The 13015-nt window shown below is 48.7% G+C and carries 20 protein-coding genes and 1 tRNA gene; 16 read left to right on the forward strand and 5 right to left on the reverse strand.

Translation table 11 applies throughout. From position 1 onward, the window contains the following. The first annotated feature begins 109 nt into the window (after positions 1-109). The 9 genes from IQ219_RS00745 (at position 110) to IQ219_RS00785 (ending at position 4507) form a co-directional block, all read left to right on the forward strand. Positions 110-754, forward strand: a complete 645-nt coding sequence (locus IQ219_RS00745) for a hypothetical protein (protein WP_194071403.1) — start codon at positions 110-112, stop codon at positions 752-754. A 5-nt stretch (positions 755-759) separates the two neighbouring features. After that, positions 760-1386 carry a hypothetical protein gene (locus IQ219_RS00750; RefSeq protein WP_194071404.1) on the forward strand — a complete coding sequence of 209 codons (627 nt, stop codon included), beginning with the start codon at positions 760-762 and terminating at the stop codon, positions 1384-1386. Positions 1387-1390: 4 nt separating this feature from the next. Beyond that, on the forward strand, positions 1391-1627 hold the full coding sequence (locus IQ219_RS00755) for a hypothetical protein (protein WP_194071405.1): 237 nt from the start codon (positions 1391-1393) through the stop codon (positions 1625-1627). Beyond that, complete coding sequence (locus IQ219_RS00760) at positions 1628-2134, forward strand: hypothetical protein (protein WP_194071406.1); 507 nt, start codon at positions 1628-1630, stop codon at positions 2132-2134. Next, positions 2127-2465: a hypothetical protein gene (locus tag IQ219_RS00765; protein WP_194071407.1), complete on the forward strand. Its 339-nt coding sequence runs from the start codon at positions 2127-2129 to the stop codon at positions 2463-2465. Before IQ219_RS00760 ends, IQ219_RS00765 begins: the two co-directional genes overlap by 8 nt. Positions 2466-2572: 107 nt before the next feature. Continuing rightward, complete coding sequence (locus tag IQ219_RS00770; protein WP_194071408.1) at positions 2573-3355, forward strand: hypothetical protein; 783 nt, start codon at positions 2573-2575, stop codon at positions 3353-3355. A 2-nt stretch (positions 3356-3357) separates the two neighbouring features. Continuing rightward, positions 3358-3573 carry a hypothetical protein gene (locus IQ219_RS00775; RefSeq protein WP_194071409.1) on the forward strand — a complete coding sequence of 72 codons (216 nt, stop codon included), beginning with the start codon at positions 3358-3360 and terminating at the stop codon, positions 3571-3573. Beyond that, positions 3570-4316, forward strand: coding sequence for a glycoside hydrolase family 19 protein (locus IQ219_RS00780; protein ID WP_194071410.1), 747 nt, complete (start codon positions 3570-3572; stop codon positions 4314-4316). Before IQ219_RS00775 ends, IQ219_RS00780 begins: the two co-directional genes overlap by 4 nt. Beyond that, entirely contained in the window at positions 4313-4507 is a 195-nt protein-coding gene (locus IQ219_RS00785) for a hypothetical protein (RefSeq protein WP_194013575.1), read from the forward strand. Before IQ219_RS00780 ends, IQ219_RS00785 begins: the two co-directional genes overlap by 4 nt. 102 nt (positions 4508-4609) lie before the next feature. Here the strand turns inward: IQ219_RS00785 and IQ219_RS00790 are convergent. Next, positions 4610-4682 (reverse strand) — tRNA-Phe (locus tag IQ219_RS00790). A gap of 157 nt (positions 4683-4839) precedes the next feature. Between IQ219_RS00790 and IQ219_RS00795 the strand changes: the two genes are divergently transcribed. From IQ219_RS00795 to IQ219_RS00810, 4 genes are all read left to right on the forward strand, one after another. Continuing rightward, the gene (locus IQ219_RS00795) at positions 4840-6318 is read left to right on the forward strand and encodes a leucyl aminopeptidase (RefSeq protein ID WP_194071411.1); all 1479 of its coding nucleotides are present in this window, start codon (positions 4840-4842) and stop codon (positions 6316-6318) included. A 30-nt stretch (positions 6319-6348) separates the two neighbouring features. Further along, positions 6349-6639, forward strand: a complete 291-nt coding sequence (locus IQ219_RS00800; RefSeq protein ID WP_190599677.1) for a nucleotidyltransferase family protein — start codon at positions 6349-6351, stop codon at positions 6637-6639. Further along, the gene (locus tag IQ219_RS00805) at positions 6632-6991 is read left to right on the forward strand and encodes a DUF86 domain-containing protein (RefSeq protein WP_194071412.1); all 360 of its coding nucleotides are present in this window, start codon (positions 6632-6634) and stop codon (positions 6989-6991) included. The genes IQ219_RS00800 and IQ219_RS00805 overlap by 8 nt, the downstream gene beginning before the upstream one ends. 280 nt (positions 6992-7271) lie before the next feature. Further along, positions 7272-7490 (forward strand): YgiT-type zinc finger protein, encoded by a 219-nt coding sequence (locus IQ219_RS00810; RefSeq protein WP_194071413.1) that lies wholly within the window; start codon positions 7272-7274, stop codon positions 7488-7490. Between the two features lie 161 nt (positions 7491-7651). On the opposite strand, the gene IQ219_RS19885 is transcribed toward IQ219_RS00810, so the two are convergent. The 4 genes from IQ219_RS19885 to dmeF form a co-directional block, all read right to left on the reverse strand. After that, positions 7652-7843, reverse strand: coding sequence for a hypothetical protein (locus tag IQ219_RS19885; RefSeq protein WP_228016612.1), 192 nt, complete (start codon positions 7841-7843; stop codon positions 7652-7654). A gap of 45 nt (positions 7844-7888) precedes the next feature. Next, a complete protein-coding gene (locus IQ219_RS20450; protein ID WP_368667540.1) occupies positions 7889-7963 on the reverse strand; it encodes a toxin-antitoxin system HicB family antitoxin in 75 nt (24 codons plus the stop codon). Positions 7964-7972: 9 nt separating this feature from the next. After that, positions 7973-10258 (reverse strand): Na-K-Cl cotransporter, encoded by a 2286-nt coding sequence (locus IQ219_RS00820; RefSeq protein WP_194071414.1) that lies wholly within the window; start codon positions 10256-10258, stop codon positions 7973-7975. Positions 10259-10380: 122 nt separating this feature from the next. Continuing rightward, on the reverse strand, positions 10381-11379 hold the full coding sequence (gene dmeF / locus IQ219_RS00825) for a CDF family Co(II)/Ni(II) efflux transporter DmeF (RefSeq protein WP_194071415.1): 999 nt from the start codon (positions 11377-11379) through the stop codon (positions 10381-10383). A 39-nt stretch (positions 11380-11418) separates the two neighbouring features. Between dmeF and IQ219_RS00830 the strand changes: the two genes are divergently transcribed. The 3 genes from IQ219_RS00830 to IQ219_RS00840 all read left to right on the forward strand — a co-directional run. Beyond that, positions 11419-11619: a hypothetical protein gene (locus IQ219_RS00830; RefSeq protein WP_194071416.1), complete on the forward strand. Its 201-nt coding sequence runs from the start codon at positions 11419-11421 to the stop codon at positions 11617-11619. Positions 11620-11678: 59 nt separating this feature from the next. Beyond that, complete coding sequence (locus IQ219_RS00835; RefSeq protein ID WP_190599683.1) at positions 11679-12122, forward strand: SufE family protein; 444 nt, start codon at positions 11679-11681, stop codon at positions 12120-12122. Continuing rightward, the coding region (locus IQ219_RS00840; protein ID WP_194071417.1) for an FGGY-family carbohydrate kinase at positions 12109-13015 on the forward strand (907 nt) is incomplete at its 3' end. The genes IQ219_RS00835 and IQ219_RS00840, both read left to right, overlap by 14 nt.

Raw genomic sequence — 13015 nt, forward strand, 5'->3', positions numbered from 1 at the left:
ATGTAACCCCTAGGGGTTGTACGATCTCCAATTATCTCCAATTTGCGCATAGTACGGGGTCTGACTGGCTAGGATCGCCTTATTAACTCAAATAGATGTAGGTAACCCTATGCCGTTATCAACCAGGGGGCGCAAACGTGATGTGCCCATGGCCGTCAAAATCAATCCGACCCTAACTTATGGATTTTTGACTTCGGATTTATCCGCTATTCCAGGGGTTTCTGGGGCCGATTTAACCGCAATTGGGCAAGTCCCGTTGGCTGGGGTTAATGGATTGGTGGTTTTCTCTCCCCGATCGCCCAAGCCTGCTCAGTTTCGCAAAAAGATTCCATCAGGTGTACAAAGCAGTGTTACTGCCTACGGTGATGGCAGTACCGCTGGGGCTGTAAACCGGGCCGCTGGTGCGGGCTGGAAAATGAGTAAAGGAGTACGTCGGACTTCCTTTGGCAATACTCGGACGCAAACGGCGATCGCCGTGCCTGTCAGTAACGGCTTGTTGGTAAAACGGTTTGTGCCTAACAGTGACGCGGGGAACGCGGGCTTGTTGGGCTGGGATGTAACTATGTCCAGTGGAAATTTGGACAAGTTAGTTTCTGCTCCCCAGGGGGCAAAATTGGCCCTTGTGGCTCAAGTTGGTGACAATTTCACCAAAACGCTCCCCGTGGCTAGCAATAAAATTGCTGATGCTATTCAAGCGGGCTGGAAATTGGTGCGACCAGAATCAGGGTTTGAAGCAGTAGCGGCCGCTGAGTAATAGCTATGCCGATCGCCTCCAGAGGACGCACAAAGGTAATTCGGGCAGTCCGTGTCAATCAAAATCTTCATTACGGATTCAAGGGCACAGACATAACTGCCATTCCTGGAATTTCCCAAGGCGATGCTACGGCTATAGGACAAAAGCCCGTTACTCAAGGATTGGGGTTAGTAGTTTTCTCCCCCGATGCTCCAAGACCGGCACAATTTACCAAGAAAATTTCCAGTGGTGTGCAACGCAGTGTTACTGCCTATGGCGACGGGTTTACTCGTCAGGCGATCGCCAGAGCCATTGGAGCCGGTTGGAAATTAAAACGCCCCATTTTTCCGCTTGTATTAGGAATAACGAAAAAGAGCAAGGAAATAGTAGTTAGCACCACTAACAACCTATATTTTGCCTATTACGTTCCCTTAATTGATGCCACAGCAGAAAACGGAGCAATGCTAGGTTGGATTGCCAACGTGGGGCCAGTCACCCTTTCCAAAACGGCACGGGCTCCCAAAGGCGTAAAAATCCCCCTAGTGACTAAAGAGTCTCGGACTTTGCCTTGTTCCCCTGCCAAGCTGGGCAATGCCGTGGCTAACGGTTGGAAAATTACCAGAGCAGAAAGAGGACTCGCTACCCTCACTTAATGCCATGCCCGGACTAATTCTCATTCCTGGGGATCCTGGATTTGACGAAATTCTTTACACTTCCCCCCCGCCCGACGTTAAGCCCACCGACAACAATTTTTGTTATGTGGTGGGAGCCGATGGCATCCCTAGATCCATCACTGGCGATCGGGAATTAGAGGACTTTCTTTATGGGGGGGAATACGACTTAATGATGCAAACCTACGGAGAACCCGAAGACTGGGAACTAGAGGAATGGTAAATGACTACTGATTATGCCGGGGAATGGATTTATAAAGGGACAGTAACGCCACGGTTTGACCAATGGACAGAATTTCCCTTTGCGTCCAATGATGGCAATTCAATTATTAGAATTACCGGACTTGGAGCCAACCCCGATAAAATTATTAGTTATGGACATTTGCGAGTGGTTTACGATGTAGGCAACCTTAACTATTCCCCTTGGAGGCGTTTTTATTTCTCGGAATCACCGCAAATAATTAATCTTTACACCCCAGAGGAAGTTCTGATCAATCCCACCATTATTCGCCATTTTCAAGTTAAGAAAACTTTAAAACGAGCATGGCGTAGGATAGGGACAGTACAGGATGAAGCCTGGGCAGTAAGCCTGGAAGGGCTAGCTCAAACAAATTTGCCCGCCGATGTTTTATCAGCTTTAGACGGAATTCCCGCCAGAGTTATAAATGCCGGAGGGTCAGGCAATATCGTAATTGTTTTAACTGCAACAGAGGAAAATACAAATGGCTAAGCCGTTACCAACTGATTTGTTTCCCGGTTTTGAACTACTTGAAACCACGGACAACCCCACAGCAACAAGCATTGCAATCCCTCTTTCTGCTTTGGAAGGATTAACCGCTATGGAAGCAGATCCAGCTACTGGAGATGGGCGGGAAGTTATGCTTTCCCTCCTTAGTGCTCTCCATGTGAACTACACCACTCTCCCCACTCCGTCGGCCCGCATGGAAATTACCCGTGGGGAAGCAATTACCGGGGACACTACCCGACGGGTAGATTTTGGAGTTTCTATTGCTGTTCAAATTCCCACTAGCACATATCAAGTGTTGGCCGAACCTGCCTAATTAACCACTTAATAGCACTATGGACAGCTTGGAAATTTCAAATTTCTAAGCTGGCCCCTTTGAAGCGTGGCTCTAATTTATTCCCTTTGAAACGTTGCTGATTTTTTATGATTAATTACCTTTCAGTTTTCCCCGCATCGGTGGGCGCAGGGGTTGGGAATGCTGTTCCATCAGGGCTATGGATTGGAGCCGATGACTTGATTGGGCTGGAATCGTCAGAATTGTCTGATACGGGAGCAATTTTAGAAGGCAAGCTTGCCTATGCCCTTTTAAACTCCCTTTACGAAGCAATGATGGAAACCACTCCATTAGGTTTTCCTGAACCAACCAAATTGCAACCGTTTGGAGTGGGAATTAATAAATTTACCGAGGGGGTGACCTTTGGAATACTGCGAATGCTCGATATTCGGGATGGTTCTGTGCGTCTTCCCCCTGCTCCTACCTTTGGGAGTAATTTGGGGGCTGGAAAAATCACCGTTGAGGATATTTGGCCAGCATCCGCCTTAGTGGCCAGTGAAGGGGCGGTTTCTGCTCCTGGGGTAATCATCCCCAATAGTGTAATCACCAGTTACGGGGGGACTGTTCCCAGCTCTGTTTCTGACGATGGCCGGGAATGGGTAGCGGCTTTAATCGTGTTTCTAATCCACCGCATTGGCATTAGAACGGCTTCCACCGCCAGTGCCATAACCAGAAGAACTGATCCTTTGGCAGTTAGACCGACGGGACTAAGCGTTCCCCAGGAATATTACGACGCAGGGAACCCCACCGCAGGAATAACCAGTTCTGATCTACCTTTCCTCCGATTAATCAGAGAAAACTACTCAATTGAGTACGAAGTATTGGTTAATCCTGACACCCAAACTTTAGAAGTAAACATCGCCACGAGCTAGTCATGGGAGAAAACCAACAAGAACACCATCGCCAAAGCGATGAGTGGGTAAAAACTTCACTAATGGCAACGGTGGTTACTGTGGTGATTGGAGTAATTGGGTTTTCGATCCAAATTAACAATCTCACCAGAGCTTATGAACAACGCCAGACCACAGTGGAGGTCAAGCTCCAAAGCCTGTTGGAAGACTTGCAGGATTTAAAGGAGACGCTGAAATGATCAATTCAATTTATCCGATTGTTCAGCCCGTCACCTTGGACAAACTGACCCAATCAGATTTGCTCCAACTGCAAAAATGGCTATTGGCGGCAAAATTTTCCCCAGGGCCGTTGGATGGAGATCTGGGCCCACGGACGATAGAAGCTTGGGCACAGTTTAAAGAATCAGTTCACCTCCATGACCCCGACCAAATTGATTTGATTGGCCCCAGCAGTTATTCAGCCCTAAAGGCGGCGGTTAAAAAGCAGGAAGAGGGCAGATACCACGATTTCAGCACTAAACAAGGCGTAATTGACGCTATTCGCTGGGAATGTAACCAGCACGGGCTTATTCACAGAAACCAGCAAGCTTATGTCTTGGCAACTACTCAGCATGAGACAGCTTCAACTTTTCGCCCTTTGGAGGAGTACGGCAAAGGGAAAGGGAGAAGCTACGGCAGGCCCGACCCCCAGACCGGCAAAACTTACTACGGCAGAGGATTCGTACAGCTCACTTGGAAAAGCAACTATGCCCGCTATGGAAAAATCCTGGGTATCGATCTGGTCAATAAACCAGAATTGGCTTGTGAACCTAATGTTGCGTTGTTCATCCTGGTTCATGGGATGAGGCACGGCAAATTTACCGGCCGCAGTTTGCCGGAGTTTGTCAACGCCTCCAAATCGGATTTTTATAATGCCCGTCGGGTGGTGAATGGGATGGATCGGGCTGGGGCGATCGCCCAATTAGCGAGGAAATATCTGTGAAAATCGATGATGATCTGTTCCCCTTAGTAACTTTGGGCGCTGGCTTTCTATTGGGGGCGATCGCCATTTTCATTTCTGAAAAACAGTCAAGAGCAGAGGCCATCGCCATGGCCACCAACTTTATCACCATGGCCGGAACAGCCTATGGTCTGCGGGCCAAGTATCGCCATTATGACGATGAGCAAGACTAATTTATGGCAGTTTTATGGCAGTTTATGTCATATGTCAGTTTTGCCATAATCCACCGATGGTGTTTAGGGGTTGTAACCCTTGATATATCTAGCGTTTAACGATGCCAGGAGGCGGACTTGAACCGCCGACACGAGGATTTTCAGTCCACTGCTCTACCAACTGAGCTATCCCGGCTTTTTTAGTGCATTAACAACATACCAAGAAGTATCACCCTTGACAAGCTCTTTGGTTAAATCCCCTCGCCGTGGTATTGACTACCCCGATCGCCAGCCGTTATGGGAGTGTGGCAAAATAGAGGGCGGACAATCCCTCAACAGAGAAACAAACAGTGATGCAGATCCGTGGAACCGACTACACAGCTTTGACTTGGCAGGGGGATGCCCTGGCCCTAGGATTTTTTGAAAATGCGACGGAAATCAGCGGTGATCTGGCCCAATTGGACGATCGCCTGGAGGGAGTGTTGCGGGAATTAATAGAGGAAAAGGAGTTCAAAGGTAAAGCGGGACAAAAGTTAGTGGCCCGGGTGGGCAGTAAAACCCCAGTTAAAAAGCTAATCCTGGTGGGACTGGGGGAAATCGAAAAATTTAACAGCCAGGTTTTAGGAGATGGGGCGGCGGCGATCGCCCGGTTAGCCAAGGCGGAAAAGGTTAAAACCCTGGGGATTAGTTTGCCCCAACGGGAGCATGATCCAGCGGCCACAGCAGCAATTTTAACGGAAGGAATTTTGTTAGCCCTGCATCAGGACAATCGTTTCAAATCCGATCCTGAAGATAAGGAAATTAAGCTCACCACAGTGGAATTGTTAGGGCTAGGGGAGCAGACAATGGCCATTAGCAAGGCGGAAAAAATTGTCTCTGGGGTCATTCTGGCCCGGGAAATGGTGGCAGCCCCGGCCAACGAAGTCACCCCCCTAACTTTTACGGAAATTGCCACCGACTTAGCCCAAACCTATGGCTTGGAGTTGGAAGTGCTGGGGCAGTCGGAATGCGAAGCCCTGGGCATGGGGGCATTTCTGGGGGTGGCAAAAGCCTCCGATTTACCACCCCAATTTATCCACCTCACCTATCGCCCTGCTAACCCGACCAAAAAGCTGGCCATTGTCGGGAAAAGTCTGACCTTTGACTCCGGCGGTTTGAACATTAAAGGGGCCGGCAGTGGTATTGAAACGATGAAAATGGATATGGGGGGCGGCGGTGCTACCCTGGGGGCGGCCAAGGCGATCGCCCAGTTAAAGCCCAATGTGGAAGTGCATTTCATCTGTGCCGCCACGGAGAATATGATCAGCGGTAAGGCGATGCACCCAGGGGATATTCTCACTGCGTCCAACGGCAAAACCATTGAGGTGAATAACACCGATGCGGAAGGTCGTCTCACCCTGGCCGATGCCCTGGTATTTGCAGAAAAATTAGGCGTAGAGGCGATCGTTGATCTGGCCACCTTAACCGGAGCTTGCATTGTGGCCCTAGGGGATGACATTGGGGGTTTGTGGAGTCCCGATCAGGAGTTGGCCGATCAACTGAAAACGGCGGCGGATAAGGCGGGGGAAAAGTTCTGGCAAATGCCCATGGAAGCCAAATATTTTGAAGGCCTCAAATCCCCCATTGCTGATATGAAAAATACGGGGCCTCGGGCTGGTGGTTCCATTACGGCGGCGCTATTTTTGCAACAGTTCATCAAGGAAACTCCCTGGGCCCATTTGGACATTGCGGGCCCGGTATGGACGGATAAACAAAATGGAGTACACAATGCCGGTGCCACGGGTTATCCGGTACGAACCCTGGTGCAATGGGTATTGGGATTAGTGGAATAGTTCCTCAGTGGGTAAAGTTATCTATGTACAATGAAACGCCAATCTGTCCTGCAATTACTGAATCAAAGTAAGCCAGATTTACAATCTCGTTTTGGTGTTACCCAGTTGGCACTGTTTGGTTCCACCGCAAGGGATGAAGCTGGTCTCCATAGTGATGTAGATATTCTCGTCAGCTTTGATGGGCCTGCCACATCCCACCGGTATTTCGGAGTCCAGTTTTATCTAGAAGACTTATTAGGTTGTGCCGTGGACTTAGTAACAGAAAAGGCCCTCAGACCAGAATTACGCCCCTACATCGAACAGGAAAAAATAGATGTCTAAATTTCCTAACCGGGAATGGCATTTCTACATTGATGACATGATTTGCTTTGCTAGAAAGGTGCTGGCCTACACCACAGGAATAGATCAGGAAACCTTTATCGCCAGCGAAATGAACTATGATGCTACTCTACGAAACTTAGAACTAATTGGCGAGGCGGCCACCCATATTCCTAACGAGATACGAGCTACGCACCCAGAGGTCCCCTGGCGACAGATTATTGCCACCCGCAATCGTCTTATTCACGGCTATTTGGGCATTGATAACGATACCGTCTGGAGCATTATTCGGGACAATATTCCCAAATTGTTATCCCAGCTTGAAACAATTCAGAGAGAAATCGATAATTGCTAAATTGAACACGGGAGGTTGACCTAAGCCAATCAGCATTGGCGGGTTTGGATCGGGAGACAACCATGTTAGTCGGCCAGTCGTCCCGATAGTCTTGCAATTGATGTTGGAGTTAGGCTGGAGTTAGGCGTCAATTTTCTTTACTAATCTTTATATTTGCATTTGGCCAGCGAATCTATGATGGCTGTCAAGAAGCCATAGCTATATGTTGCATCATGCCTAACTCCTACTGATGGTCTCTGTTCTTGAATATAAGTGATGGATTAAGAAGGAGGATTCAACAATGAAATGCTGGTGTTGTAGAGCCAAAATGCGGCGGGGAACTGCACCTTTTTTTGTTGAACGAAATGGTTACCGTGTGTCTTGGAACAATATTCCTGCCTGGGTTTGCGACCAGTGCGGTGAGGTTTTGTTTGAAGCACGGGAAGTTGATTTAATCCAAGAGGCATTAGCTAATTTGGATCGAGAGACAACCATGTTAGTCGGTCAGTCGTCCCGATAGTCTTGGAATTGATGTTGGAGTTAGGCGTAAATTTTCTTTACTAATCTTTATATTCGCATTTGGCCAGCGAAACTATGATGGTTCACAGGAGGGCATGATTTGTGTAGTACCTTTGCCTATTTTCGGTAAAAGCCTATGTTTTTGTCTTCATAGTCCCTCAATTAAGAGTTTGCTCTTATTTTTTGTTGAAATTTCGCCGTAATTTCTGGGGTTAATTCCTCTTCAGGAGTTACTGTTTCCCGTGAGTCTAAAGCTAATTGAATATCTTCTGATGTGGCTGTGCCTAAATTGTTGACAAGACTAAGAAATGAAGCCAGTTGTTCTTCCCTGCTTTCAGGTAATACGGGTTCCATCAGATATTTTTGGGTGACTTTTCGTGTTAGCGCATAGACAATGTATTAATTCAAAGATATGCCTTCTTGGGAGGCTTGCTGGCTCAGTTGTTGATGTAAGCTTTCGAGTAACCTGAAGATTAATCCAACCTAAGTTTTTTCGAGTAACTGGGCAAAATTCAAATCCTCTGATGCGAGAACAAAGAGAGTTGGGGGAAGATGCTGGGTACGCCCGTGGAGTTGTTGATAATAGTTTGCGTAGGAACTATCAGAAGAATCAGCAAACATTGGGTCATCGGGCCTAGCTAGTCCAAGCAAAACAAAGTCTGCATCCTGGGAAGATTGCAAGAGAATGTCAGCAAAGGGCTTACCCTCAGCGTTGATAATTTGAGGTGTGGCTCCGATGCGTAAACGTTGAACCAAGGCAACCAAGTTGGACTCGGCTGACTGCATGGCATTGAGATCCGGTACGACTAGCTTCAGGCAAATTTCTGTGTTATGCCACTGCCAACTATTGCGGAGGAGATAGGCCAAAATCAGCATTAAGCCACCATTAGATTGCAGTCCGCCCCACCAGACATCGATCCGTTTGGGTGCGTGAAGTTTGTCAGGGGTAACTAGGACACTTTCTAGGGGAAATTTTTCCGATCGCCGATGGTTTGTTCCGTCCCGCAAAATAATCACGTTGCGCTGACTCTGATGACAGAAGGTTAAAAATTGACAATAGCGGTCTATTTGTAATTCATTGGGATGGCCAATTAGTACGGTATTAGGAATCAGGGGGCCAAGGCCATAGGTTTCCACCAATTGTTCCATACCCTCATAGAGGTCAGGGGCGGTTTTAACCCGAAAAAACGCTTGGATATTGGCCTGGTCTAGGTCTGCTTGGGCGATCGCCGTTAGGTTATCCTGGCGCTGGGGATTGCTAACATCAAGGGGCAAAATATTAAAAATTGAGACTAGGCCACGGTTATGGGTTAATGTCGCCGCCAATTCAACTAAATGCCAGCGTTTAAGATGATTACCCGCAAATACCAACAGGTGAGGTCGCCAATTTTTAGGATCGGGGATGGTGGTCATATTCATCAGCCCACTCCGCACCAACGTCATCCACATACCTTGGCGCACATCTCCCCAGGTGCAGGCCAGTTCCTGCCGTTCTAGCCATAAATAAACTCCCAGAACAACCACGGCGGCCAAAATGGTGGCGGTGATATTAATTAAAAACATAACCCCAATACAGCCCACTGCTCCCGCCAAGGAAAAGCCCCAATGAACTTTAAAACTAGGGCGGAAAGAAGGACTTTGTAAGAAGCCCTCGACCCCGGCGGCAATGTTTAACACCATGTAAGTGGTCAAGAAAAACATGGTCAGAATGGGGGCCAGGAGATTCAAATCCCCAATGCCCACGGCGGCCAAGGCAATGCCCAACGTAAATAGGGTTCCGAGGCGGGGTTCATCTTCTGCTCCTTCCCCCCGGCCCAACCACCGTAGGGGAGAAGGGAGAATATTATCCCGGGCCAGGGCCTGAAGAATGCGGGGAGCGCCCATAATACTGCCGATGGCACTGGAAAGGGTTGCGCCCCAAACCCCGAGTAAAACACTGTCTCCCCAGAGGGCAATGCGCCGCATCACTAAAGGATCATTCAGCAACGTAATCGGATCAGCCCGGAAATAAAGAATGACGGGAATAATTAAATAAATGCCGTACCCCGTGGCGATCGCCGCCAATGTGCCCCAGGGAATTGATTTTTGGGGATCTCGCAAGTCCCCCGACATATTGACCCCGGCCATAATGCCCGTGACCGCCGGAAAAAAGACTGCTAAGACGGCCCAAAATCCAGCACTGTGGGGTTCAATCTCCACGGTTCCTGTATAAGGCGTCGCCGGATGGCCAAAAACTAAACACATTAGCGATATGGCGATCGCCGCCATGATCACATACTGAGCCCGGATCGCAATCTGAGCAGATTTTAAAGCTAGTAGGGTCACCCCGATGGTGGTAATGGCGGCCACTAGGGTTAAATTCCAGCCCGGCATCACCCGCACCACACTTTCTGCAAAACCTAAAGTGTATAAAGCCACGGAAAAAGCTTGGGCAAAATAGAGGGGAACCCCCACTGCTCCACCGGTTTCAATGCCCAAGGAGCGACTGATCATGTAGTAAGCTCCCCCTGCCTTAACCACTTGATCGGTGGCGATCACCGCAATGGACAGCCCTGTCAAAAAGGTAATGGCGGTGGACAGGGTGACAATGAGCAAAGTTTGCCATAGACCCACCTGGCCCAGCACCCAACCAAAGCGTAAATACATGATCACGCCGAGGATGGTCAAAATCGACGGGGTAAAAACCCCACCAAAAGTCCCCAAACCAGTTTTGGCAAGGCTGGATTTGTTATCGACGCTGGAACCCGATAGAGAAGTGTGTTGTGACATTCATTACCGCTAAAGCAGATTTAACCTAATTTTGGGATTTGAGCATAGACGGCAAAACAGTTGGGATCGGCGATCGCCTTTTGCCTGAACCTTTGTAATTAGGTTTTTGCTAAAAGTGACAATTATAGAGTCAGTGGCCTAGATGCTGTGGCGCCAACGGTGGATGACTCGGCGGAACAAGACTCTCCCGCACAGGGATTTACTTCCACGATTACATGGGCTAACGCAGAAATATGGCTCAGTTGTTGTTTATAGTATTCCGGGCTTTTGGGAAAATGGGTGACTAAAGCAATGGTGGCCGCTAGATAATTCTCATTCAGATACCAAACATGGAGATCCGTAACGCGATTATCGCTGTCAGTTTCCAGGGCGGTGAGAATTTCTAATTGAATTTTTTTATCCACCGAACCATCGAGGAGAATAGCACTGGTGTCATGCACTAAGCCATAGGCCCATCTGATAATTACCGCCGCTCCCACTAGTCCCATGGCCGCATCTAGCCAAATCCAGCCCCAAAACTTACCGGCCACTAGGGCAATGATGGCCAGGACGGAAGTTAGGGCATCGGCCAGCACATGGAAATAGGCCGCCCGGAGATTATGGTCTTGGTGTCCGTGGTTATGGTGATGAGCATCGTGGTGGTGGCCATGGTGGTGATGGTCGTCATGGTCTTGTAACAGCCAGGCGCTAGCCAGATTAACCAACAGTCCCAAAATGGCCACGGCGATCGCCTCGGAAAATTGAATGCCATGGGGGTCAAAAAAACGACCAACGGACTCAAATGCCATCATAAAAGCCACTACCCCTAGGGCCACCGCACTGGCGAATCCTCCTAAGACACTAACTTTGCCGGTGCCATAGGTATATTGGGGATTACTGGCATGGCGACGGGCATATTGATAGGCAAACAAAGTAATACCAAAGGCCGCAACATGGGTGGCCATGTGCCAACCGTCCGCCAATAGGGCCATGGAACCAAACACAGTGCCAGCAATGATTTCCGCCACCATGGTGACAGCGGTGAGCACCATAACAATTTTGGTGTTTTTTTCGGCGGGACTTTGGTGTTGGTTGGCAAAATTATGGGAATGTTGCCAAGACTCTAGGCTGTGGAAATGCATAGTTAATCAACCCGGCTCAAGGTCAAGTCTGATTATGCCATGGAAAAAAACGAGAATTTAGCGACCAATAAAAATGTCCTATTCTCTGCCAAGGGAGAGAAAAAAACAGCATTATCGAGCCTTGCTCAGCAATGGATACAATGGATACGAGCCCAGAGTGGGTTTGACTGGTCTCCGGTTTCCCCAACCCTGGAGGAAAGCTACATCACGCCCATTGTTGTTGGAGCTGGGGTGGGTTGATCTCGGAGCCAGCATCAGACTTTGCCAAGCGGTTCTCAATTATTTTTCCTAATTTTTCCATGGCCAACGCTACTTTACCCCCCAACCTTGCAAAGATTGTCGAACGTTTTCAACGGCACACTGAACCCAAAAAACGTTACGAGCAGTTGTTGTGGTACGGCAAGAAGTTGGAACCCATGCCGGAGGAAGCAAAAATTCCCGCCAATAAGGTGCAGGGCTGTGTGTCCCAAGTTTTTATCACCGCTGATCTCGAAGATGGCAAAGTAATCTACCAGGGGGATTCCGATGCCCAATTGGTCAAGGGTTTGGTGGCGTTACTGATCCAAGGTTTGAACGGTTTAAGCCCCCAGGAAATTGTCGAGTTAACCCCGGATTTCATCGAAGCAACGGGCTTACAGGTGAGCCTTACCCCCAGTCGGGCCAATGGTTTTTATAACATTTTTAAGATGATGCAAACCAAGGCGATCGCCTTTCAGTTGGGTCAGTCCTATGGGGAGAGTTGAGGCACCGCAATTTTTCCTAGGTATGGACTTTGGTACGTCCGGGGCCAGGGCGGCAGTGATTGATGCTAAGCAAGAGTTAATTTGGCAGGAAAAAGTCCAGTTCCCACAGGTTCCCGGCCCACAATTACCCACCATCTGGCGGGAAAGTTTATTTTCCCTTCTTGAACAAATTCCCACTGAACTAAGAAGTCAAATCCAGGCGATCGCCATTGATGGCACCTCTTCCACTGTTTTGTTGTTGGATAGCCAGGGCAATGTTTTAATGGAGCCGCTTTTGTATAACGATGACCGGGGCCGGGAGGTTAAGCATTTACTGTCAGCCATGGCCCCGGCGGATCATTTGGTGCAAAGTGCCACTTCTAGCCTGGCCAAATTGCTTTGGTATGGCCAACAATCGGAATTTCAGCAAGCTCGTTACTTTTGTCACCAGGCGGATTGGCTAGCAAGTTTGCTCCACGGTGGCAGACCGATTAGCGATTATCACAATGCCCTTAAACTGGGCTACGATCCCGAAACTTTAACCTATCCTAATTGGTTAAAAAATGCCCCTTGGTTTTCTCTCTTGCCCCCAGTTACCATTCCCGGCACGGCGATCGCCCTTCTGTCATCTTCTGTGGTTAATTCCTACAAATTTCCCCCCACTTGTCAGGTTTGCAGTGGCACCACGGACAGTATTGCGGCTTTTTTAGCCAGTGGTGCAACGCAACCGGGGGAAGCGGTCACTTCCCTAGGTTCCACTTTGGTGCTGAAGTTGTTGAGCGTCAAACCAGTCACGGATTTGGCCAGCGGTATTTATAGCCATCGTTTGGGCAATTTATGGTTAACGGGGGGAGCTTCCAATGCTGGGGGAGCGGTGTTGCAACACTTTTTTTCCCTGGAGCAGTTAAGGGAAT

This window comes from Synechocystis sp. LEGE 06083, assembly GCF_015207725.1.
Lineage (GTDB): Bacteria > Cyanobacteriota > Cyanobacteriia > Cyanobacteriales > Microcystaceae > Synechocystis > Synechocystis salina.

Coding starts and splice junctions, on each gene's coding strand:
- IQ219_RS00745 (WP_194071403.1), top strand. CDS start 110: ATGCCGTTATCAACCAGGGGGCGCAAACGTGATGTGCCCATGGCCGTC.
- IQ219_RS00750 (WP_194071404.1), top strand. CDS start 760: ATGCCGATCGCCTCCAGAGGACGCACAAAGGTAATTCGGGCAGTCCGT.
- IQ219_RS00755 (WP_194071405.1), top strand. CDS start 1,391: ATGCCCGGACTAATTCTCATTCCTGGGGATCCTGGATTTGACGAAATT.
- IQ219_RS00760 (WP_194071406.1), top strand. CDS start 1,628: ATGACTACTGATTATGCCGGGGAATGGATTTATAAAGGGACAGTAACG.
- IQ219_RS00765 (WP_194071407.1), top strand. CDS start 2,127: ATGGCTAAGCCGTTACCAACTGATTTGTTTCCCGGTTTTGAACTACTT.
- IQ219_RS00770 (WP_194071408.1), top strand. CDS start 2,573: ATGATTAATTACCTTTCAGTTTTCCCCGCATCGGTGGGCGCAGGGGTT.
- IQ219_RS00775 (WP_194071409.1), top strand. CDS start 3,358: ATGGGAGAAAACCAACAAGAACACCATCGCCAAAGCGATGAGTGGGTA.
- IQ219_RS00780 (WP_194071410.1), top strand. CDS start 3,570: ATGATCAATTCAATTTATCCGATTGTTCAGCCCGTCACCTTGGACAAA.
- IQ219_RS00795 (WP_194071411.1), top strand. CDS start 4,840: ATGCAGATCCGTGGAACCGACTACACAGCTTTGACTTGGCAGGGGGAT.
- IQ219_RS00800 (WP_190599677.1), top strand. CDS start 6,349: ATGAAACGCCAATCTGTCCTGCAATTACTGAATCAAAGTAAGCCAGAT.
- IQ219_RS00805 (WP_194071412.1), top strand. CDS start 6,632: ATGTCTAAATTTCCTAACCGGGAATGGCATTTCTACATTGATGACATG.
- IQ219_RS00810 (WP_194071413.1), top strand. CDS start 7,272: ATGAAATGCTGGTGTTGTAGAGCCAAAATGCGGCGGGGAACTGCACCT.
- IQ219_RS19885 (WP_228016612.1), bottom strand. CDS start 7,843: ATGGAACCCGTATTACCTGAAAGCAGGGAAGAACAACTGGCTTCATTT.
- IQ219_RS00820 (WP_194071414.1), bottom strand. CDS start 10,258: ATGTCACAACACACTTCTCTATCGGGTTCCAGCGTCGATAACAAATCC.
- dmeF (WP_194071415.1), bottom strand. CDS start 11,379: ATGCATTTCCACAGCCTAGAGTCTTGGCAACATTCCCATAATTTTGCC.
- IQ219_RS00830 (WP_194071416.1), top strand. CDS start 11,419: ATGGAAAAAAACGAGAATTTAGCGACCAATAAAAATGTCCTATTCTCT.
- IQ219_RS00835 (WP_190599683.1), top strand. CDS start 11,679: ATGGCCAACGCTACTTTACCCCCCAACCTTGCAAAGATTGTCGAACGT.